The organism is Streptosporangium vulgare, assembly GCF_042428775.1.
Classification (GTDB): Bacteria; Actinomycetota; Actinomycetes; order Streptosporangiales; family Streptosporangiaceae; genus Streptosporangium; species Streptosporangium vulgare.
Genome location: NZ_JBHMBS010000024.1, coordinates 48,481 through 69,924 on the forward strand (window position 1 = coordinate 48,481; position 21,444 = coordinate 69,924).

15 protein-coding genes are annotated in these 21,444 nt (G+C 72.5%); 8 read left to right on the top strand and 7 right to left on the bottom strand.

The window, feature by feature from the left end; translation table 11 throughout:
- Positions 1-419: 419 nt before the first annotated feature.
- The 4 genes from ACFFRH_RS34320 to ACFFRH_RS34335 all read right to left on the bottom strand — a co-directional run bounded on the left by ACFFRH_RS34320 (position 420) and on the right by ACFFRH_RS34335 (position 6,211).
- Complete coding sequence (locus ACFFRH_RS34320; protein WP_386161538.1) at positions 420-1,490, bottom strand: translation initiation factor eIF-2B alpha/beta/delta subunit family protein; 1,071 nt, start codon at positions 1,488-1,490, stop codon at positions 420-422.
- 203 nt (positions 1,491-1,693) lie between these two features.
- Complete coding sequence (locus tag ACFFRH_RS34325) at positions 1,694-2,188, bottom strand: DUF305 domain-containing protein (RefSeq protein WP_386161539.1); 495 nt, start codon at positions 2,186-2,188, stop codon at positions 1,694-1,696.
- A 217-nt stretch (positions 2,189-2,405) separates the two neighbouring features.
- Positions 2,406-4,349, bottom strand: a complete 1,944-nt coding sequence (locus ACFFRH_RS34330; protein ID WP_386161541.1) for an ABC transporter ATP-binding protein — start codon at positions 4,347-4,349, stop codon at positions 2,406-2,408.
- A complete protein-coding gene (locus ACFFRH_RS34335) occupies positions 4,346-6,211 on the bottom strand; it encodes an ABC transporter ATP-binding protein (RefSeq protein ID WP_386161542.1) in 1,866 nt (621 codons plus the stop codon). Before ACFFRH_RS34335 ends, ACFFRH_RS34330 begins: the two co-directional genes overlap by 4 nt.
- A 423-nt stretch (positions 6,212-6,634) precedes the next feature.
- Between ACFFRH_RS34335 and ACFFRH_RS34340 the strand changes: the two genes are divergently transcribed.
- The gene (locus ACFFRH_RS34340) at positions 6,635-7,585 is read left to right on the top strand and encodes a GntR family transcriptional regulator (RefSeq protein ID WP_386161543.1); all 951 of its coding nucleotides are present in this window, start codon (positions 6,635-6,637) and stop codon (positions 7,583-7,585) included.
- 172 nt (positions 7,586-7,757) lie between these two features.
- Positions 7,758-9,026, top strand: a complete 1,269-nt coding sequence (locus ACFFRH_RS34345; RefSeq protein WP_386161544.1) for an MFS transporter — start codon at positions 7,758-7,760, stop codon at positions 9,024-9,026.
- Here the strand turns inward: ACFFRH_RS34345 and ACFFRH_RS34350 are convergent.
- Both ACFFRH_RS34350 and ACFFRH_RS34355 read right to left on the bottom strand, forming a co-directional pair.
- On the bottom strand, positions 9,013-9,975 hold the full coding sequence (locus ACFFRH_RS34350) for an endonuclease/exonuclease/phosphatase family protein (RefSeq protein WP_386161546.1): 963 nt from the start codon (positions 9,973-9,975) through the stop codon (positions 9,013-9,015). The two genes, ACFFRH_RS34345 and ACFFRH_RS34350, sit on opposite strands and share 14 nt — an antisense overlap.
- Before the next feature lie 160 nt (positions 9,976-10,135).
- Positions 10,136-11,194, bottom strand: coding sequence for an LLM class flavin-dependent oxidoreductase (locus ACFFRH_RS34355; RefSeq protein ID WP_386161548.1), 1,059 nt, complete (start codon positions 11,192-11,194; stop codon positions 10,136-10,138).
- Between the two features lie 388 nt (positions 11,195-11,582).
- On the opposite strand from ACFFRH_RS34355, the gene ACFFRH_RS34360 reads away from it, so the two are divergent.
- Positions 11,583-12,044 (top strand): cupin domain-containing protein, encoded by a 462-nt coding sequence (locus ACFFRH_RS34360; RefSeq protein WP_386161549.1) that lies wholly within the window; start codon positions 11,583-11,585, stop codon positions 12,042-12,044.
- Positions 12,045-12,197: 153 nt separating this feature from the next.
- Here ACFFRH_RS34360 and ACFFRH_RS34365 read toward each other — a convergent pair whose 3' ends face one another.
- On the bottom strand, positions 12,198-12,878 hold the full coding sequence (locus ACFFRH_RS34365; protein WP_386161551.1) for a class I SAM-dependent methyltransferase: 681 nt from the start codon (positions 12,876-12,878) through the stop codon (positions 12,198-12,200).
- 227 nt (positions 12,879-13,105) lie between these two features.
- On the opposite strand from ACFFRH_RS34365, the gene ACFFRH_RS34370 reads away from it, so the two are divergent.
- The 5 genes from ACFFRH_RS34370 to ACFFRH_RS34390 all read left to right on the top strand — a co-directional run bounded on the left by ACFFRH_RS34370 (position 13,106) and on the right by ACFFRH_RS34390 (position 21,406).
- Entirely contained in the window at positions 13,106-13,675 is a 570-nt protein-coding gene (locus ACFFRH_RS34370) for a hypothetical protein (RefSeq protein ID WP_386161553.1), read from the top strand.
- Positions 13,676-14,133: 458 nt separating this feature from the next.
- The gene (locus tag ACFFRH_RS34375; RefSeq protein WP_386161555.1) at positions 14,134-16,671 is read left to right on the top strand and encodes a glutamate--cysteine ligase; all 2,538 of its coding nucleotides are present in this window, start codon (positions 14,134-14,136) and stop codon (positions 16,669-16,671) included.
- Between the two features lie 103 nt (positions 16,672-16,774).
- On the top strand, positions 16,775-18,562 hold the full coding sequence (locus ACFFRH_RS34380; RefSeq protein ID WP_386161557.1) for an N-acetylglutaminylglutamine amidotransferase: 1,788 nt from the start codon (positions 16,775-16,777) through the stop codon (positions 18,560-18,562).
- On the top strand, positions 18,562-20,751 hold the full coding sequence (locus ACFFRH_RS34385) for a S9 family peptidase (RefSeq protein WP_386161559.1): 2,190 nt from the start codon (positions 18,562-18,564) through the stop codon (positions 20,749-20,751). The genes ACFFRH_RS34380 and ACFFRH_RS34385 overlap by 1 nt, the downstream gene beginning before the upstream one ends.
- A gap of 40 nt (positions 20,752-20,791) precedes the next feature.
- Positions 20,792-21,406: a nucleotidyltransferase domain-containing protein gene (locus tag ACFFRH_RS34390; protein WP_386161561.1), complete on the top strand. Its 615-nt coding sequence runs from the start codon at positions 20,792-20,794 to the stop codon at positions 21,404-21,406.
- Positions 21,407-21,444 lie beyond the last annotated feature (38 nt).

Genomic DNA, 21,444 nt, shown 5'->3' on the forward strand with positions numbered 1-21,444 from the left:
GAGACGCGAGCGGCGCGTGATGCGAGGCTCGAACGCCCTGCATCAGCGGCTGGCGGGCGCGGCCTCGCAACCAAGAAGCGTCGGCGACTCTCACCAGAGACGACGTTCGCACTGATCGAGGAGGTCTTCGCCGCTGGGGCTCCACGCCGCTGCCACTGCCTGATGGGAGTGCGTCACCGGGCCCCCTGCCCCGCCACCAGCGACCCTTGAACGAACGCGGCGGACACCGGCCCCGAGCCAATGCTCATGGATAGGGAAAAGCGCCAGGCAGATGGCGGGGCAAAAAGCCGCGAAGGCCCCTCTCGCTCAGGCGAGAGGGGCCTTCGCGCCGTGTACGGCCGGGGTTCGCGGGCGACGGGGCCGTCCGTTCGTTCCAGTCCGTTCCGCCCGGGGCTCGGCCGGGTGTCGGGTGCCGTTCGTCACGTGCGGACGGCGCCGTTCGGCGGCCCGGAACCGTTCGCGGGCCCGAAGTGCTCCCACACGCGCTCGGCGGGGTAGGCGCCGCGCTCGGTCACGATCCTCGTCACCAGGTGCGGCGGGGTGGCGTCGAAGGCGGGGTAGTGGCCGGTCACGCCCTCGCCCGCGGTGCGCGTCCCCAGCACGTGCAGGACCTCGTCGCCGTCCCGCCGCTCGATGACGACGTCGTCGATGCCCGGCGCCCGCGGGTCGGGCGCCGGGATTATCACGTAGTACGGCACGTCGAAGGCGCGGGCGGCCAGCGCCACCCCGAGCGTGCCGACCTTGTTCACCACGTGCCCGTCCATCGTCACCCGGTCCGCCGCGGTCAGCGCCACGTCGGCGAGCCCGTCGGACAGCACCGAGGCGACCATCCCGTCGGTGATCAGGGTGGGCCGGTACCCCATCTCCACCAGCGTCGGCGCGGTCAGCCGCGCTCCCTGCAGGTAGGGCCGGGTCTCGGTGCAGACGAACTCCAGCCGCTTGCCCACCTCCCGCGCGGCCTCGACGGTCGCGATCAGGTAGGCGTCCGCCCAGCAGTGGGTGAGGACGCGGGCGCCGTCGTCGAGCAGCGCCGCCGCGTGCCTGCCCATGGCCGCGCTGCTCGCCAGGTAGGCCGCGTCGTGTTCGGCCGCCGCCCGGGTCACGGCCTCCACGAGCTCGTCCCCGTGCGCCTCGGGCAGCGGCCCGTCCACCGTGGCGGCCAGGACGGCCTCCACGGCGTCGCGGATGTGGTTGTTCGTGGGCCGGGTCGCGATCAGCCGCTCGCCCGCCCCGCGCAGCCGCGCCGCCGCCACACCCGGCGGCTCGCCCCGCGCCTCGCGGGCGGCCAGCGTCATCCCGGCGGTCGCCGCGAACGAGGGGCCCGTGCTCTGGGTCACCATCCGCTCGATGGCCACCGCCACGTCCTCGCTGGTGGCACAGCGCACCCAGCGGTGTTCGAAGGGATAGACGCGGCGGTCGAGGATCTCCACGGCGTCCTCGGTGATCCGGACGGAGTCCGCGAGGACGGGGCGCCTGCCGGTCGTGCTCATGTGACCTCCAGCGGGGGAGCGGGGGATGGGGCGGCCGGCCGCCCACCGGCCGCACCGGGTGCCGCCCGGCGTCGCCGCCGGCACCGCGACCCGGCGATGCCTCGCGCTTATGCCCCTTTTGGACGGTCCGTACCTCCGGGTGGCGGGCCGCTCCTGGACGGCCCGCCACCCGGAGGCACGACAGGTACGGACGGTACGGCGGCTCAGGCGAGCCTCTCGCCGATCTCGGCGATCTGGGCGCGCTGCGCGGTGACCATCTTCTCCGCCAGCCGGGTGGTGGGCCTGTGCCTGCCCAGCGCGATCACGACCTGGGCCATCTGGACACCGCTGTTGAGGTGCTTGCCCAGCACGCTCAGCCACAGCTTGTCGAAGGCGGCACCCGACCGCCTCTCCAGGGAGGAGATCTGGGTGGCGGACAGCATGCCGGGCATGTCGTGCACGGCCTGGTCGCCCTCCGCGGGGACCTCGACCTTCCACGACCGCAGCCAGCCCGACATCAGGTCGATGTCGGCGGACTCGTCCTTCTTGATCTTCGCGGCCAGGTCGCGCACGTACGGATTCTCGCTCCGGCCGTCCACCAGGTCGGCGAGCTGGATCGTCTGGCGATGGTGCGGGATCATCTCCTGGGAGAAGCGGACGTCCGCGTCCGCCCGATCCCCGGCCAGCCCCACCGCCTGGACGGGGGTTACGGTCGTCACGGCCGCTGATGAGCACCCGGCGGCCAACATGGCGGAGACCAGCAAGGTGGCGGTCGGAGACCGTCTTCTGCGCGACCGCCGGGTGCTCATCGAGATCACTGCCCCTTTCCTGCGGGTGGGAAGGATCATTCGTGCCGTTCCGCCCTGAGATACGCGGACCCCGTTGCCGGGGTTCAGGGTCGGCCGGAAATCGCGTGCCCGAAAAACGCCCGGAGGGTCAGCCGGGAACGTCGCGGTGGTCGGAGATGCTGTCGAGCCAGGCGCGGTGCAGGTCGGCGTAGCGGCCCGACCGCCCGACGAGCTCGCCGGGCGGGCCGTCCTCCACGATCCTGCCGCCGTCCATCACCAGCACCCGGTCGGCGATCTCGACGGTCGACAGGCGGTGCGCGATGATGAGGGCCGTCCGGTCCGCCAGGACCGTCCGCATCGCCCGCTGCACCAGCCGCTCGCTGGAGACGTCCAGGCTGGACGTCGCCTCGTCGAGGATCAGCACCGCCGGGTCGGCCAGGAACGCCCTCGCGAACGCCACCAGCTGCCGCTGCCCGGCCGACAGCCGGCCGCCGTGCTTGCCGACCTGGGTGTCGTACCCCTCGGGAAGCGCGGAGACGAACGCGTCGGCGCCGATCGAGCGGGCCGCCGCCACCACGTCGGCCATGCTCGCGCCCGGCCTGCCGAACCTGATGTTGTCCGCCACCGACCCGCTGAACAGGAAGTTCTCCTGGGTGACCAGGACCACCGCGGCGTGCCGCGACTCCTCGCCGAGGTCGCGCAGGTCGACGCCGTCCAGCAGCACCCGGCCCGCCACCGGGTCGTAGAACCTGGAGACGAGCTTCGCCAGCGTGGTCTTGCCCGCCCCGGTGGTGCCGACCAGCGCCACGGTCTGCCCGGCGGGGACCGTCAGGTCCAGCCGGGGCAGCACGGGGGTGCCGTCCAGGTAGGAGAACTCCACGCCCTGGAACTCGATCCTCCCGCGTGGCCGCTCCAGCGTCACCGGGTCGCCGGCCTCGGCCACCACGGGACGCTCCTGCAGCACGCCGGAGAGCTTCTCCAGCGCCGCCCCGGCGGACTGGAACGTGTTGTAGAACTGCGAGATCTCCTGCATCGGCTCGTAGAACTGGCGCAGGTAGAGCAGGAAGGCGGCCAGCACGCCCACCGTGACCTCGCCCTGGATCGCCAGCGTGCCCCCGTAGAGCAGGACGGCCGCGATCGTCACGTTCCCGATCAGCTTGACGCCCGGCGAGAAGATCGCGACCAGGCGCATGCTCCGCCGGTTGGCGTCGCGGTAGTCGGCGTTCAGCTGGGAGAAGATCTCCTGGTTGCGGGGCTCCCTGCGGAACGCCTGGACCGCGCGCATGCCGGCCATCGACTCCACGAAGTGCACGATCACCAGGGCCACGGTCTCCCGGGTCCTGCGGTAGACGATGCTCGACTGCCGCCGGAACCAGCCGGTGAACAGCATCAGGACCGGCAGCGGCAGCAGCGCGACCACGCCGAGGTGGACGTCCAGGACGAGCAGCAGGACCGCGGTGCCGACCAGCGTCAGCACGGCGGTGACGAGGTCGTCGAACCCCGACTGGAGCATCTCGGAGATGGCGTCGATGTCGGAGGTGAGCCGCGAGACGACCCGGCCCGAGGTGTAGTCCTCGTGGAACGACAGCGACAGCCTCTGGAAGTGGGCGAACACCCGCCGCCGCAGCTCCAGCAGGATGCTCTGGCCGATGCGCCCGGCCATCCTGAGGAAGATCCGCCGGGTCACCAGCTGGACGGCCGCCGCCGCCAGGATCGCCGCGACGACCGTGAGCAGCGTCCGCGGCCCCGCGCCCGCCAGCATCGGCGGGATGCCCGCGTCGATGCCCACCTTGACCAGGTACGGGATGGCGAGCGAGGCGACGTTGCAGGTCACGATGATCGCGACGAGCAGGACGATCTCCCTGCGGTACGGGCGCAGCAGGTCGCCGAGCAGCCGCCTGGACCTGTCGCGCAGCAGGAACGACACCCGCGCCGACAGCTCGTCCTGGTTCTCCGCCGCGACCCCCCGCCACTCCAGGGACCCGTTCGCGGTTCCTCCGGCGGGAGGTCCGGAAGGGGCTGTGTGGTCGCCGGGGGTGGCGGGGCCGGTGGAAGGTCCCGAAGGCTGGGTGGAAGGTTCGGTCACGCTCACGGTCGCGCCTCCTCGGCGTCCGGGTCGGCCGACAGCAGCGCCCGGTACTCGGGCACGCTCGCCATGAGCTCGTGGTGCCCGCCGACGTGCGCGATCGTGCCGTCCAGCAGCAGGGCCACCCTGTCGGCGAGGAGCACGGTGGAGGCCCGGTGGGCGACGACGATCCCGGTGGCCTCGCGCAGCACGTGCCGCAGCGCCTCCTCCACCAGGGCCTCGGTCTCGACGTCGAGGGCCGACAGCGTGTCGTCCAGCACGAGGATCCTGGGACGGCTGAGAACCGCGCGGGCGAGCGCGAGCCGCTGGCGCTGGCCGCCGGACAGGGACATGCCCTGCTCGCCGATCCTGGTCTCCAGCCCCCACGGCAGCGTGTGGACGAACCCGGCCTGGGCGATCCGCAGCGCCTCCGCGATCTCCTCCTCGCTCGCGTCGTGCCGCCCCAGCGTGAGGTTCTCCCTGACGCTCATCGAGAACAGCGTCGGCTCCTCGAAGGCCGTGGCGACCATCGAGCGCAGCTCGGGCAGCGGCAGGTCGCGGACGTCGACCCCGTCGATCGTGACCCGGCCGGCGCCGACGTCGTACAGCCGGGGCACCAGGGAGGTCAGCGTGGTCTTGCCGGAACCCGTCGCGCCCACGACCGCCACCGTCTCTCCCGGACGCACCTCCAGCCAGACGTCGTGGAGCACCGGTTCGCCGGCGCCGGGGAAGGTGAAGCACGCCCCCTCGAAGCGCAGGTGCCCCCGGGGCCGCTCGATCGCGCCGGTGCCCCCGACGATGTCCGGTTCGGTGTCGAGCACCTCCATCACCCGGTCCGCCGCGGTCATCGCCTCCTGGCCCATCGTCAGGATGAAGCCGAGCGCGGAGACGGGCCAGACCAGCTGCAGCATCAGGGTGGCGAAGGCCACCAGCGTGCCCAGCGTCAGCGTGCCGGAGCCGACCGCCAGGGCGCCGAGCAGCAGCACGAGCGCGAGGGTGATGTTCGGGATGACCTCCAGGAAGGTGAAGAACCTGGCCGACAGCCGGACCTTCTCCATCGAGGTCCGGTAGACCTTCAGCGCCCCTTCCTCGAAGATCCCGGAGACGTACCGGCCGCGGCCGAACGCCTTGATCGTACGGATGCCGGCCGCCGACTCCTCGACGACCGTGGCGAGGTCGCCCTGCTCGTCCTGGACCCGGCGGGAGATGGTGATGTACGTGCGCTCGAAGCGCAGGGTGGTGATCACGATCGGCACCGCCGAGGCGACGACCAGCAGCCCGAGCGGCCAGTACATGTGCAGCAGCAGCCCGGTCACCGTCACGATCTGGACGGTGGTCAGGACGAGGAAGAGCAGGCCGAAGCCGAGGAAGCGCCGGATCGCCGACAGGTCGGTCGTCGCCCGGGACAGCAGCTGGCCCGACTGCCAGGAGGCGTGGAACCCCATCGGCAGCCGTTGCAGGTGGCCGTAGAGGTCGTCGCGGATGCGGGTCTCCAGGCCCAGGACGGCGTCGGCCAGCAGCCACCGCCGCAGGAAGACGAGCAGCGCCTCGACCACGCCCAGTCCCAGGGCGAGCAGCGCGAGGGGAGCAACGGCGCCGGCGTCGCCCCGGGCGACGGGGCCGTCGATGATCTCTCTGCCGATCAGCGGGACGGCGATGCCGATCGCGACCGCGGCGAAGGAGGAGAACCAGATGGCGACCAGGCGGCCGACGTACGGGCGAAGGTAGGACTTCAGCCGCCACAGGGAGCCCGCCCTGGCGCGGCGAGAGGGAAGGGGCCGCGGGGCCGGGGACTCGGTGTCGGTGGCGGGGGCGTTCGTGGTGTCGTCTGTGGTGTTGTCTGTGTTGTTGTCCTTGCTGGCTGTGGTGGCTCCGGTATCAGGGGGCATCGGCAGGCGGCACGCTCCTCACGGTGTTCTGACGGGGTGAGAGCCGTCCGGGGCATGGGCAGGCCGGAACGCCATCCCCTCTCAACCGGTCTCTCCCGTGCCACCGCTCCCGGTGGCCGCCCCGTCGGATCACCGCCACCCGCGTGACACGGGTGACCATTCAGTTTCCGCACCGGGGCGCGGCGTCGGCAACTGATTTGAGGGTCCCCATGCTGTAACCACCAGGCCAGATTGCCCGTTGACCGGCCGTTCCCTCCCGGAGTGGACGGCCCGCGTCTCCGGCGGACGTGTGCGACGGCCCGGTGGCCCTCGCCGTTCCCTCTCCCGCCTCCCCCTACGGCCCGCCGGTACGGGTGCCGGTCCGGCGCCGGAATAGGGGGACTAAAATCCCCGGTGGTGTCGAGCGCGAGGAGGCGGACCCCGATGGATCTGGAGACGTTGCGCGGTGTTTCCGAGCTGAGCGACCCCATCGAGCGCGCACGAGTGCTGAGCCGTCTCATCGCCGAGGAGCAGGGACTCGTCGCGGAGGCGGCGAAGATGCGCCGCCAGGCGATCGCCGAGGCCCGAGACTCCGGGATGAGCCTGGAGGACGTGGGGACGCGCCTGGGCGTGTCCCCCGGCCGCATCTCCCAGATGAGAAAGGGCCCCTCGGCCCGCGCCCCCGAGGAGCCCACGGTCCACGCCCATGGGGAGCCCTCGGCCCGCGTTCCCGAGGAGCCCATGGCACTCGCTCCCGGGGAGCCCACGGCCCGCGCCACCGGGGGGTCCTCGGCCCACGCCCCCGGGGGGTCCGCGCTCCGTGCCTCGGGAGGATCCGCGGTCCGTGCGCCCAAGGTCCTGGTACGGCGGGCGCTGCCGACCGATCCCGCCGTGCGGGCCTCCGCGTCCCTCTTCCTCGCCGAGGCGGAGAGGCAGGGCGTCACGCCGGGCCGCAGGATGCTCTACGTGGGCCCGGAACCGGCCGGCGATCAGGTGGCCGCCTGCCTGCGCGTCGAACCGGGCGCCGAGGTGATCGCCCGCCGGAAGATGATGACGGCCGACGGGGTCCCGGTGCGCGTCGCCACCAGCTACTTCCGGGCGGACCTGTTCGCGGGCACCCGTCTCGCCGAGCCCGGGTTCGTCAAGCCGTCACTCCAGTCGGCACTCGTCGCCCTCGGCCACACCTTCGGCCGTGCCGAGGAGAACCTGACGGCCCGCCCGCCGACACCCTTCGAGTACGAGACCCTGGAGCTCGAACCGGGGGAGTGGGTCGTCCAGGTCCTTCGCGCCGGCTACTCCGACGAGGACGTACCCGTCCACGTCCTGGAGACCATCTGCGCCGCGAACAGGCACGTCTTCCCGATCGGCCAGGTGTCCGGGCACGACGAGTTCTGACCGTCCCCGGCCGTGGAAAAAGGGAGGCCGTGACGGGCCGGGCGGCTGTATGGTCGGCCCCATGACCTGGCGACATTGATCCTCAACGATCGGTCGGTCCGGCGCGAGCTGCCGTGGACCCCCGGAGATGCCGAGCATCCCGAGTCCGCACAGTTCCCGCGAGAAGGACCTCATGACCACCTCCTTTCACCGTGCGCCCGAAGGGCGTGCGAAGCGCCTGGCCACGACGCTCTACGCCTACACCCTCCTTGATGAGTTCGTCCTGCTCTACCCGTTCTACGCGTTGCTGTTCGTCGACACGGGTCTGTCGACCGCCGAGATCTCCTCGCTTCTGGCGATCTGGTCGGTCACCTCCGTCGTGCTGGAGGTCCCCTCGGGGGTGTGGGCCGACGCCGTCTCCCGGCGCGCGCTGCTCGCCCTGGCGCCGCTGCTCGCCGCCGTCGGTTTCGGCCTGTGGGTCGTGGCCCCCTCCTACTGGGCGTTCGCCGCGGGATTCGTTCTGTGGGGCGCCTCCGGAGCGCTGCAGTCGGGCGCGCTGGAGGCACTGGTCTACACCGAACTCGACCGCCTGGGCGCGGCCGGCCGCTACGCCGCCGTCATGGGCCGTGCCCGCGCGGTCGGTACGGGCGCCGTCGTGGTGTCCATGGCGGCGGCCACCCCGGTGTTCGCGCTGGGCGGCTACCCGCTGGTCGCCGCCGGCAGCGTCCTGGCGTGCGTGCTCGCCACGGTGGCCGCGCTGACCTTCCCCGAACATCGCGCCCGCACGGAACAGGAGGGCGAGGGAGGTTCGGGGGAATCCGGTGAGAGGCCCGGCGAAGGGGCCGCCGACGAGGAGGCGCCGGTGGGCGGCTACGCCACGATCCTGCGCGAGGGTCTGCGGGCGGCACGCGCCGACCGGCCGACGCGCCGGGCGCTGCTGCTCGTGCCGGCGGTGACGGCCCTGTGGGGCTCGCTGGAGGAGTACACCCCGCTGCTCGCGATCGGCACCGGCGTCGCCACGCACGTCGTGCCGCTCCTGGTGGTCCTGGTCTCGGTGGGGATCGCGGCCGGTGGCGTGCTCGCGGCGGCCGGGCGGAGCCTCACGGACCGGGAGTTCGCCGCGCTCCTCGCGTTCGGGGCGCTGACGCTCGGCGCGGGCGCGCTCAGCGGGGTCGCGGCGGGCTTCGTCGCCCTCGCGGTGGCCTTCTGCGCCTTCCAGATGGCGAGCGTGCTGGCCGACGTACGGTTGCAGGAGAGCATCACGGGCCCGGCCCGCGCGACCGTGACCTCGCTGGCCGGGCTGGGCACCGAGCTGGGCGCCGTCCTCGTCTACGGCGGCTACGCCGCGGCCTCGGCGCTCACCGGCCATGCCGCGATCTTCACCGCCGCCGCGGTGCCGTACGCCCTCCTCGCCCTGGTCCTGTTCCTCGGCGGGTCCCGGGCCAGGGTCAGCGCTTCGTGAAGCGGGGCAGGCCCAGCTCGGCGAAGACCGGACGGTGGTCGGTGTGCGGGAGGCGGTGGACGCCGAAGCTCCTGACCGCCATGCGAGAGTCGGCGAGCACGTGGTCGATCGTCACCCCGGGGACGGGCTCCCAGCCCTGCTGCGGCCAGGTGGGTGTGAGGCCGTTCCCGGTGACGTCGGCCGCGTCGCGGTAGCCGCTGTCGAGCAGGTCGCGCACCAGCCGGTGGTCGAGGGTGGCGTTGAAGTCGCCCGCGAGCACCCGCAGCTGCCCGCCCGCCCTGGGCAGGGCCCGCAGCCCTTCGTCCCAGCACGGGACCCTGTCGCCGTACCGGGGCGCGCAGGGGTGGACCGAGACGACCTCGATCTCGTGGCCGCTCGGGTGCTTGACCACCCCTCGCGCCTGCCGGAACCTGCCCAGCGCGATCAGCGGCCTCTCGGTGACGGGATGCTTGGAGTAGACGCCCGAGCCCCACACCCCGTCGACCGCGCGGTCCACGACGTGGGGCATGCGCTCGCGCAACCCGGCCGCCTCCAGGCGGTCGCGCGCGGCCGGGGTGACCTCCTGGAGGGTCAGCACGTCCGGGTCGAGGGAGCGTACGAGCCTCATGAGGACGTCGGTGTCACCCGCGCCGACGGCGAGGTTCGCGGCGAGCACCCGCAGCCGTCCCCCGTCGAAGGCGGGCTGGTGGCCGTCGCCGAAGTGCCGGGGGAGTACGGCCGTCGCCAGCACCGCGCTCGTGACCAGGGCGAGGGCCGCGGCCGCCCAGCGGCGCAGCCCCAGGGCCAGGAGCAGCGGGATCGCCGAGGCCACCGCCACGTACGGCGTGAACGCCACCAGGGCGACCCACTGCCAGACCGGGGTCCATCCGCCGGCCCTGAGCACCGCCCAGGCGGCGAACGGCAGCACCAGCAGCCAGACCAGCAGGCCCACCCATCTCGATCTGATCATGCACCCGGAGCGTAACGGTCTTGTGTGCAGATTCGGTGGAGATCTAGGTCTTTACCGGCACAGCTGCGCGATGTCCGGCTCGGCACCCCTCACCGGATCACAGAACCTAGGGCCGTGAGCGTTCTGCGAGGAGCCCGGACGGAGGCGGCGGGTGCCCGGGTCAGGAACCGCCGATGAGGTCGTACGCCTGGGCGATGAGCTCGAAGGAACGGGCCCGGTCGGCGGGGCTGTGCACCATCGTGGTGATCATCAGCTCGTCGGCCTCGGTGCGCTTGCGGAGATCCTCCAGCCCCTGCCGCACCCCGGCGGCGTCGCCCAGCACCACCTTGGACAGGTGGTCGTCGAGGAAGTCCCGCTCTATCGGGCTGTACGGGTAGTTCTCGGCCTCCTCGGGCGTGGGGATCGGCTGCGGCACCCCGCGCCGCAGCCGCAGCATGGACAGCCCGCCGGAGCGGGCCAGGCGCAGCGCCTGCTCGGGGGTCTCGGCGGCGATCGCGGAGACGCCGATCATCGCGTACGGCCGGTCGAGGACGGCGGAGGGCTCGAAGGACGACCGGTACAGCTCCAGGGCCGGGATGGTGTTGTTCCCGCTGAAGTGGTGCGCGAACGCGAACGGCAGGCCGAGCATCCCGGCGAGCTGGGCGCTGAAGCCGCTGGAGCCGAGCAGCCAGATCGGCGGGCGGCCGGACTCCGGCGAGCGGGGCACCGCGACGACCCGCTCCAGCGGGTGGCCCTGCGGGAACGCGCCGTCGAGGAAGGCCGTCAGGTCGGCCAGCTGCTCGGGGAAGTCGTCGGCGTCCAGGCCGTGCCGCCCGCGCAGGGCCCTCGCCGTGGCGGGGTCGGTGCCGGGGGCCCGGCCGAGCCCGAGGTCGATGCGGCCCGGGTGCAGCGCGTGCAGGGTGCCGAACTGCTCGGCGACGACCAGCGGGGCGTGGTTGGGCAGCATGACACCGCCGGACCCCAGCCGGATGCTCCTGGTCGCGGCGGCCAGATGGGCGATCAGCACGGCGGGCGAGGAACTCGCCACGGACGGCATGCCGTGGTGCTCGGCCACCCAGATCCGGTGGTAGCCCCACTCCTCCGCACGCCTGGCCAGCTCGGTGCTCGCCCTCAGGGTCTCGGTGGGCGTCACTCCCGAACCGACGGTCGCCAGTTCGAGGATCGACAGGGGTACCTCGGAGGAGCCGCGGGCCGTCCCGCGGATGTCGTCATCAGCCATGCAGGCGGCAACCAGGCCGGACAGGGGTTTATTTCTGCCGACCACCCGTCTTCGATCTCGCGCGGGCCGGCGACCACGAGTTTCCCCTTCCCCCGAAGGGCTGTCGCCCGCGGGGCCGACCTAGAGTGAGTGCATGGATCCGGAACCGGAGGCGAGCGCGGCCGGCCTGGTGCTCCATCCGGCCGAGCGGGTGGACCGGTCGATCAGCGCGATCGCCGGGACCTCCCTGAGTCGCGGCTGACGGCCGGTGACCTCACCGTCGAGCGGTACGCGGCCCCGCGGGCGGACGCCGGCGAGACGCGTCCGGTGACCCGGTCCGGTCTCGACGACCTGGTGCCGGGCCGGTCGTCCCGCGCCGTGCCCCTCCCACCGAACCAAGGAGCGACCGATGCCGATCGTCCTTCCGGAAGACCCGTTCCACCGCCGCCTGCACCACATCGCGCCCGGCGGTCTCACCTCCGAGACCGCCCAGACCGGTGGCATGCGCCGCCGCGCGGCCATCAGCGGCGCCACCGTCGGCTCCAGCCGACTGTGGATGGGCCAGACCCACGTGGCGCCCGCCACCGTCTCGGCGAACCACCACCACGGCGAGTCCGAGACCGCCATCTACGTCGTCAGCGGCAATCCCTCGTTCGTCTTCGCCGACATCGAGGGGGAGGAGCCCGTGGAGGTGCGCATCGACACCGAGCCCGGCGACTACATCTTCGTGCCGCCCTTCGTCCCGCACCGGGAGGAGAACCCCGACCCCGAGCTGGAGGCGATCGTGGTCATCGCCCGCAGCACCCAGGACGCCATCGTGGTCAACCTGGACGATCTCACGTGGACAGGGCCGGTCCTGACCTCACGATGACGACGGGCCTCGCCACCGCGAGGTCCCTGCCCGCCCCCGGCCCGCCCGGCCCGCCGAGGGGAGCCCCCGGCCGATCACCCCCGCCTTCGCTCTTCGCTCGTCCGGCTCGCTCGTCCGGCCGCCGGGTGGTTCCCCGGCGGGCCGTTCGGTCGTTCACTCGCCGCCGATGTCCCCGGCCGGTCGCCCGTCGGCCACCCAGCCTCCGGCCGTGTCCCCGGCCAGCCGGTCACTCGCCACGACTCCGGCGTACACCAGGGCGGGCGGTACGTTGCGCCAGATCGGGCCCAGGGTGTCGACGGTGTCGAACGTGTCGTTCATGAGACCGCGGAAGTGCCGGAAGCGCCGGAACGGCATCACGGTCAGCGTCGTGATGGTGCTGAAGGCGCCGCCGGGGGCGAGTGAGGCCGCGATCTCCTCCAGGACGCGCTTCTGCTGGGCGTCCTCGAACAGGGTCCAGGGCAGGGAGGAGACGATCGCGTCCGCTTGGGACAGGCCGGCCTCCCGCAGCAGCTTGCCGAGGTCGCCCGCGTCGCCGGGGATCACCTCCAGCCAGGGCCTGCTGCGCCGCAGGTGTTCCACCATGTCCTTGTTGACCTCGACGGCGAGTTGCCGTCCGCCCGGGGGCAGCCGGTCGCGGATCGCGTCGCTGATCACTCCACCGCCGGCGCCGAGCTCGACGACCACGGCTCCGGGGGTCGTGGGAACGATCGAGGACACCAGGCGGGCGACGGCCTTCGAGCTGGGAGCGATCGCCCCGAGCTGGTAGGGGTTACGCATGATCGCGCCGAGGAATGTGAGCGTGTCACTGCCGGCGGGACGAGTTTGAGAGAGCATCGCCAGCTTATTCCCCCAGTTAGGGGGGTTATGCCAGTTTGACGGGCTTTGATGATCGGGCCCCGTCGCCGTTCGTCAGCCGTATCACCGCCGTACGGCCACTGTACGGCCGCCGGCCCATCTCCCGGGGAACGACACCACGTGGGCGGGTCCCACCCGCCCCTGCCCGGGGGCGGCGGGGCGAGGTACCGTCGTCTTATCGGATCCCGGTCATGAGGGGAGCCGCCATGCCAGACGATTCCGATCACGTGCTCGACTCCATCGACGGCGCCGTCGACGAATGGCTCGCCATGAGCGACGACTCGATGCGCTGGACGCCACCGGAGAAGGCGCGGCCGAAGCCCCAGTTCGGGCTACCGGTGCCGCCGCTGCCGCAGGTGCTGGAAGATTTCCTCCAGGAGGTCGGCACCCGCCTCGGCCCGCCCGCCCAGGCCGTGGTCGACGCGTTCCGCCCGCTGGGGGAGGGGGTGGTCGACGCGGTCTCCACGTTTCTGGACAGCCCGCCCATGCGGCAGCTCCTCGATCCGCCCGATCCGTCGGGCGATCGTCCGGAGGCGCTCGGGATCCGCGCGTTTCCCGACACGTTCGGGCCGTCACCGGACGACGCGCCCCGTCCACCGCGCATGATCGAGTCGCGGCCGGACGAGGCCGAGCCGCTTCCCGGCCCCTCCGGTCCGTCCGACTCGTCGGACCCGCTCGGTTCTCCCGGCCCGTCCGGGGTCTCCTCGGCACGGGAGCGGCCGGACGCCGGGCCGCCGGGGCGTGAGGAGTCCCCGGCGGGGGAGCCGCCCGGGTAGGCTCCGGCCATCGAGCCGGGCGTGCCTGAGGGCGTCCGGTCGAGGCTCCCGCCCTGGTCAGGGGGTATCACGCCGAGCCAGGCGGTGACGGTCCAGAGATGGTCACGCCGAGCCGGGCGTGACGGGCCAGGGGTGATCACGCCGAGCCGGGCGTGACAGGGCAGGAGGGCCGCGCCGAGCCGGGTGTGAACAGGTTCGTGCCCCGCTCCAGGACCGGGTTCCACGAGGAAGCCCGTCCCGCTCACCGGTGGTCGTCGATGTCCTGTTCGAAACCCGTGTGAGATCTCCCGGCCGGAAAAGGTGAGTCCGCGCGCCGGAGGGGAAGCGGGTCTGTCCCGAAGCAGAGGAACGGTCTCACAACTTCACTTTCCCCCAAAGCGCCCCGTGAAGTGCGGAACTCCATTTTTCGGGCAAAGAATAAAAAACCCCATGAACCGGCGTACTTCAGGAGTGATGAAATGGCGGGTCTGGCGGGGCCGATCGCGGTCGGTGTCGAAGAGGAGTTCCACGTCGTCGATATCGACACCCGGCACCTCGTCCCACGGGCCGGCGTCCTGCTCGAGCAGTTGCCGGCGGAACGCTTCACCCACGAGTTGCAGCGTTCGGTGGTCGAGGCCAACAGCAGGCCCTTCATGCACCTGGAGGACCTCGGACACGACCTGACCGCGCTGCGCCGCACGGTGATCCAGGCCGCGGACGGCCTCGGCCTGGGAATCGTGGCGGCGGGCAGCGTGCCGCTGGTGGACCTGGAGGCGCTGAAGATCTCCCCGGACCCCCGCTACGAACAGATGCTCGCCGACTATCAGCTGCTCACCCGCGAGCAGCTGATCTGCGGGACGCAGTTCCACGCCGACGTCGAGGACCGCGACCTGGCGGTGGCCGTCGCCCACCGCCTCGCCCCCTGGATCCCCCCGCTGCTCGCCCTGAGCTCCAGCTCGCCGTACTGGCTGGGATCCGACACCGGGTACGCCAGCTACCGCCCGCTGCTGTGGCAGCGCTGGCCCACCGCCGGTCCGGTGCCCAGGTTCGAGTCGGCCGCCGAGTACGACCGGGTGGTGCGGGACCTCGTCGCCTCCGGGGTGATCACCGACCCCGGCATGATCTACTTCGACATCCGGCCCTCGGCGCACCTGCCCACCATCGAGCTGCGGGTCTGTGACGCCTGCCCTCGAGTGGGCGACATCGTACTGATCGCCGGGCTGTTCAGGGCGCTGGTGGCCAGGGAGCTGGAGGCGGCGGAGAACGGCCCCGAGCGCACGGTCCGGCTGGAGATGGTCCGCGCCGCGTCGTGGCGGGCCTCGCGTTCCGGGCTGGAGGGCGACCTCGTCGACCCCGTCGACGGCACCCCGGCCCCGGCCGCCGAGGTGATCCGGCGGATGGTGAACGGCCTGCGCCCGCAGCTTGAGCAGTGCGGCGACTGGGAGCTCGTCACGTCCCTGGCCAGGGAGTCGCTGGGGCGGGGAAGCTCCTCGGCCCGCCAGCGCGCGGCGTACGCCCGCAGCGGCCGGCTGTCCGACGTGGTCGACCTCGTCATCGCCGAGACGCGGTCCGAGGAATGGGAGACCGCCTTCGGCGGCCCGACGCCGAGGATGCACACCAGCCTCCTCGACGGCTACGAGGCCCCCGGCGACGAGGCGATCATCGAGGGCACGGTTCGTGAGTCCTACCAGCCGGTGCTGCGGGCCCTCGACCGCCTGGGCGTCGAGGGGCTGCGCGACCGGGAGGAGAAGCGCGACGCCTACCAGCGCCGCAACGGCATGACCTTCCAGGTGGAGGGCGGCGACGAGAGCCGGATCTACCCGTTCGACCTGGTCCCCCGGCTCGTCCAGGCCGGCGAGTGGGCCGGGATCCAGCGGGCCCTGCCGCAGCGGGTGCGGGCGCTGGAGGCGTTCCTGCACGACGTCTACGACGGGCGCGAGATCATCAGGGACGGCACGATCCCCGCGTGGGTGGTCGACGAGTCCCCCGGCTACCGCAGGCCCGGCCGCAGGGTGCCGCAGGGAACCGTGCGCTGCGCCGTGGCCGGCCTGGACCTGGTCCGCGACAACGTCGGCCGCTGGGCGGTGCTCGAGGACAACCTGCGGGTGCCCTCGGGTCTCGGGTACGCGGTGACCAACAGGCGGCTGATCACCGAACTGATGCCGGAACTCGTCCCGGACGAGGGGGTCGCCGACCCGAGGGAGGGCCTGCGGGTGCTGCGGGACGCGCTGCTCGCGGCGGGCTCCGGTGATCCGTCGGCTCTCGCCGTGGTCTCGTCGGGGCCCAAGGACTCCGCCTACTACGAGCACAAGATGCTCGCCGAGGAGCTGGGGGTGGTCCTGGCCGTACCGGCGGACCTGTCCTTCAAGAACGGCCACCTGGAGATCGACGGGCGCAGGATCGAGGTGCTCTACCGCAGGATCGACGAGAGCGAGCTGCTCGACGGCCACCTCGGGCTGGAGATCATGGACGCCGTCGAGCGTTCCGCGCTCGTCCTGGCCAACGCGCCGGGCAACGGCGTCGCCGACGACAAGTGCCTGTACCGGTACGTGCCGCGTCTCATCGAGTACTACCTGGGTGAGCGGCCCCTGATCGACAACGTCACCACCTACCTGTGCCGGGACACGGCGGACCGCGAGCAGGTGCTCGACCGGCTGGCCGAGCTGGTCGTCAAGCCGGTGGACGGGTTCGGCGGGCAGGGCGTGGTCGTCGGCCCCGACGCCTCCGCCGAGGAGCTCGAACAGGTCAGGAAGACGATCCTCGCCGCGCCCGAGGGGTGGGTCGCCCAGGAGACGATCCGGCTGTCGACGCACCCGACCTTCGACGGGCGGCGGCTCAGCCCCCGCGTGGTCGACCTGCGGGCCTTCGTCTGCTTCGGCGAGACGGCGACGGTGCCGCCGACGGCGCTGACCCGCGTCGCCCCGGCAGGCAGCATGATCGTCAACTCTTCCCAGGGAGGCGGTTCCAAGGACACCTGGTTGCCGAGGAGGTCCGCCGACACCCGGCCCGAGAGGTGAGGCCGGGCGTGGAGCGGTCACCGAGAGGTACGAAGCGCGAGATGTGCGAGATGTGTGATCCGGGCGCCGGGCTCCGGCCCGCGCCGGTCACCGGGGGGTTTCGATGTGTGGTCTGAGCGGTGAGCTCCGGTTCGACGGCCGCCCGGCGGACGTCGCCGCCGTGGCCCGGATGAGTGACGTGATGCGCGACAGGGGACCCGACGGCGCCGGACTGTGGTCGCTGGGGCCGGTCGCCCTCGGTCACCGGCGCCTGAGGATCATCGACCTGTCGGACCGGGGCGCCCAGCCGATGGTGGACAGCGACCTCGGCCTGGCGGGGGTCTTCAACGGGTGCCTGTACAACTACCGCGAGCTGCGCGAGGAGCTGGAGGGCCTGGGCTACCGCTTCTTCTCCACCTCCGACACCGAGGTGCTGGTGAAGTCCTTCCACCACTGGGGGGCCGGCTGCGTCGACCACTTCAAGGGCATGTTCGCCTTCGCGGTCGCCGAGCGCGACACCGGCAGGCTCACGCTCGGCCGCGACCGGCTGGGGATCAAGCCGCTCTACGTCGCCCAGGACGCCGACCGGCTGCGCTTCGCCTCGTCGCTGCCCGCGCTGCTCGCCGGGGGAGGGGTGGACACCGGCATCGACCGGGTGGCCCTGCACCACTACATGACCTTCCACTCGGTGGTGCCCGCCGAGCGCACCATCCTCGCCGGGGTGCGCAAGCTCCCCCCGGCCACCGTACGCACCGTCGAGCCCGACGGAACCGTCACCGACCACCTCTACTGGCAGCCGCCCTACACCCGGTCGGCCCTGCCCGAGTACACCGGACTGACCGCGGACGAGTGGGGCGAGGCCGTGCTCGACCGGCTGCGGGCGGCCGTGCGCAGGCGCATGGTCGCGGACGTGCCCGTGGGCGTGCTGCTCTCCGGAGGCCTGGACTCCAGCCTGATCGTCGCGCTGCTGGCCGAGGAGGGGCAGACGGGCCTGTCGACCTTCAGCATCGGGTTCTCCTCGGCGGGAGGGGAGCGGGGGGACGAGTTCGCCTACTCCGACCTGATCGCCGAGGAGTTCGGCACCGACCACGAGCGCATCCCCGTCGACGACGCCCGGCTGCTGCCCGCCCTGGAACACGCGGTGCGGGCGATGAGCGAGCCGATGGTCAGCCATGACTGCGTCGCCTTCCACCTGCTGTCGGAGGAGGTCTCCAAGCACGTCAAGGTCGTCCAGTCCGGCCAGGGCGCCGACGAGGTGTTCGCCGGCTACAGCTGGTACCCGCCGCTCGCCGGCGTGCCGCGCGAGGACGCCGCCGCCGTGTACGAGAGGGAGTTCTTCGACCGCTCGCACGCGACGCTGGGCGCGATCCTGTCGCCGGAGTACATGCTGGACGAGGACGTCAGCGGCGACTTCGTCCGGCGCCACCTCGCGCGGCCCGGCGCCGACACCGCGCTCGACGCGGCGCTGCGCCTGGACACGAACGTCATGCTCGTCGACGACCCGGTCAAGCGGGTGGACAACATGACCATGGCCTTCGGGCTGGAGGCCAGGACCCCGTTCCTCGACCACGAGCTGGTCGAGCTGGCGGCGGCCTGCCCGCCCGAGCTCAAGCTCGCCTCCGGCGGCAAGGGCGTCCTGAAGGGCGCCGCCCGCAAGCTGCTGCCCGCCGAGGTCATCGACCGGCCCAAAGGATACTTTCCGGTTCCCGCGATCAAGCACATCCACGGCCCGTTCCTGGAGCTCGTCAGGGACGCGCTCACCGGTCAGGCCGCGAGGTCCCGGGGCCTGTTCGACCAGCCGTACGTCGACAAGCTGCTCGCGGCACCGGACGAGCATCGCACTACCCTGGGTGCCAACGCGTTGTGGCAACTCGGACTCCTGGAGCTGTGGTTGCAGGCACAAGGAGTTTGATGACCGAAATTCTTGGCGCCCGTTCTCGCCCCTCGATGGGCACGGGCCTGACCGCCTGGAGCTGCCGGGCGCCCGCGCTCGCGCCCGACCTGAGCGCCGTCGCCTTCATCGGCGACCGGGACGGCTCGCCGCGCGTCTGGATCCAGCCCCTCGGCGTGGAGCTGGAGGGGTGGCTCCCTGGGGAGAGCCCGGACCTCTTCCAGGGGGAGGGGGCGGAGGCCTGGCCGGTCGACACGGGACCCGAGCCCGCCGCCGACGTGAGCTGGTCCCCCGACGCCCGGCGGCTCGCCGTCCTCGTCGTGCCGGGCGGCGGGGAGCACACGCAGGTCTGGACGGTGCGGCCCGACGGCGGCGACCTGCGCCCGCTGTCCGCCCCCGAGGGCGGATCGGCGTCGTTCGTGCGCTGGACCGGCCAGGGGGAGGTCCTCCTCGTCGCCGAGGTCTCCTCGTCGGGCCGCACGGACGCGGTGCTGATCGACGCGGCCTCGGGAGGCCGGGAGGTCATCGCGGGTGGGGCGCTCCTGCACCCGGCCGCGGTCAGCCGCGACCACCGGCGGATGCTGCTGCGCCGCGGCCCGCGCGGCGTGCGCCGGATGTACGTGGCCGATCTTCCCTCCCTTCCCGGTGATTCCGGCGGCCATCCCGGTGGTCTCGTCTCCGGCCTGTCCTATCCCGACGGCCTGGTCTCCGGGCTCTCCCATCCCGGGGGGCTCGTCTCCGCTCTCTCCCATCCCGGAGACCTCCCCCCGGACCCGTCCGGTGGGCTCCCCGCCGACCTTCCCGCCGCGATCCACCTCGACCTCCCTCCCGGCGATCCCCACGACGTCCCGCCCGGGCTCCCCGCCGACCTTCCCGCCGGGATCCGCTTCGATCTTCCTCCGGGCCATCTCTCCGACGTCCCGCCCGGCCTCCCCTCGGGCCTTCCCGACGAGGCCGCGGGCGACCTGCCGGGCCACGGGGAGCGGCCGTTGCTGGCCGGCCTGACCGGCACCACCGACTACGGGATCCTCTCTCCCGACGGGACGACCGCCTACCTGCTGTCCGACGTCGGCCGCGACCGGGCCGCGCTGGTCGCGGTGGGCGAGGACGGCGCGGGCGTCGTGCTGGCCGAGCGTCACGACGCCGAGCTGGACCAGTTCGCGCTCAGCGCCGACGGCCATCTCGCCGTCCTGGTGTGGAACGACTCCGGCCGGTCGGAGCTGGAGGTGGTCGAGACGGCCACCGGCCGGACGCGCCCGCTGCCTCCCCTGCCCGCCGAGGTGGTGTCCTCGATCAGGGTGTCCCTGGACGGCAGCCTGGCCGTCCTCGCGGCCGAAGGGCCCGGCCACCCCTCCCACGTGCTGCTCTGCGACCTGGCTACCGGCGGCTACCGGCGGATCGCGGGCTCCGGGCGGATCCCCGGGGCGGCCGACGCGGAGCTGGTGCGCTTCCAGGCGGAAGACGGCATGGAACTGACCGGCTGGCTCTACCGGGTCCCGGGCGCCCGGGGCCCCGCGCCCTTCGTCGTCTACCTGCACGGCGGTCCCGAGAGCCAGGAAAGGCCCACCTTCAACCCGCTGTTCCAGAACCTGCTGGCCGCCGGGATCGGGGTGCTCGCGCCGAACATCCGCGGCTCGTCGGGATTCGGGCGGGCCTTCCGCAACGCCGACAACCACGCCCTCCGCTTCGACGCGATCAACGACGTCGCCGACTGCGCCCTGGAACTGGCCCGCGCCGGCCTCGCCGACCCGGCCAGGATCGCGTGCATGGGCCGCTCCTACGGCGGCTACCTGACGCTGGCCGCCCTCGTCACCCACCCGCGCCTCTTCCGCGCCGGGGTCGACGTCTGCGGCATGGCCGACTTCGAGACCTTCTACGAGCGGACCGAGCCGTGGATCGCCGCGGCGGCCGTCAGCGAGTACGGCCACCCCGTCGCCGACCGCGACCTGCTGCGGGCCCTGTCGCCCCTGCACTCCTTCGACCGGCTGGCCGCTCCGCTGCTGATCGTGCACGGCGCCCGCGACACCAACGTCCCCCTGTACGAGGCCGAGCAAGCACTCCAGGCGGCGCGGGCCCGCGAGGTGCCCTGCGAGCTCCTGCTGTTCGAGGACGAGGGCCACGAGATCCGGCAGATCGCCAACCGGGTGACCTTCGTCAAGAACGTCGTCGAATGGCTCAGATGGCACCTCGCGGTCCCCGACTCGGCGTGACGGCTTTTCCTCGCCCGGTCCCCTTGGTGACAATGGCGGCATGCCGCGTACGGAAACACCGTGGGGGCCGTGGGAACCGGCTCCGCCGGCCGAGGTCGTCGAGTTGTTCCGCGAGCTGGGGACACCCTGGTGGATCGGCGGTGGATACGCGATCGAGCTGGAGGTCGGCCACGCCTACCGCGAGCACGCGGACATCGATGTGGGTCTCCTCCGCCGTGACCAGGCCGCGGCGCGCGGGCTGCTCGCGGGATGGGACTGCTGGGCCGCCGAACCGCCGGGCACGCTGCGCCGATGGCCGCCGGATGAGACCCTTCCCGCCGGTGTCCACGACATCTGGGTCCGCGAGGACCCGGAAGGGCCGTGGCGGATCCAGCTGATGCTCGACGAGGCCGACGGGCACGACTGGGTCTACCGGCGAGACCCGAGGATCCGCCGCCCGCTGGCGGCGTTCACGGTCGCCGAGGACGGCTTCTCGCGGATCGCACCGGAGATCCAGCTCCTGTACAAGGCCAAGGGGCGGCGTCCCAAGGACGAGCTCGACTTCACCGAGGTCCTGCCCCGGCTGGACGAGACGCGGAGGGCCTGGCTGGACGAGGCACTGGCCACCGAGCACGGCACCCACCCCTGGCGCGAGCGCCTCCGCCTCCGGGGATGAAGGCGGCCAATGCGCATGCAGGCGGTAGCGCCTCACGC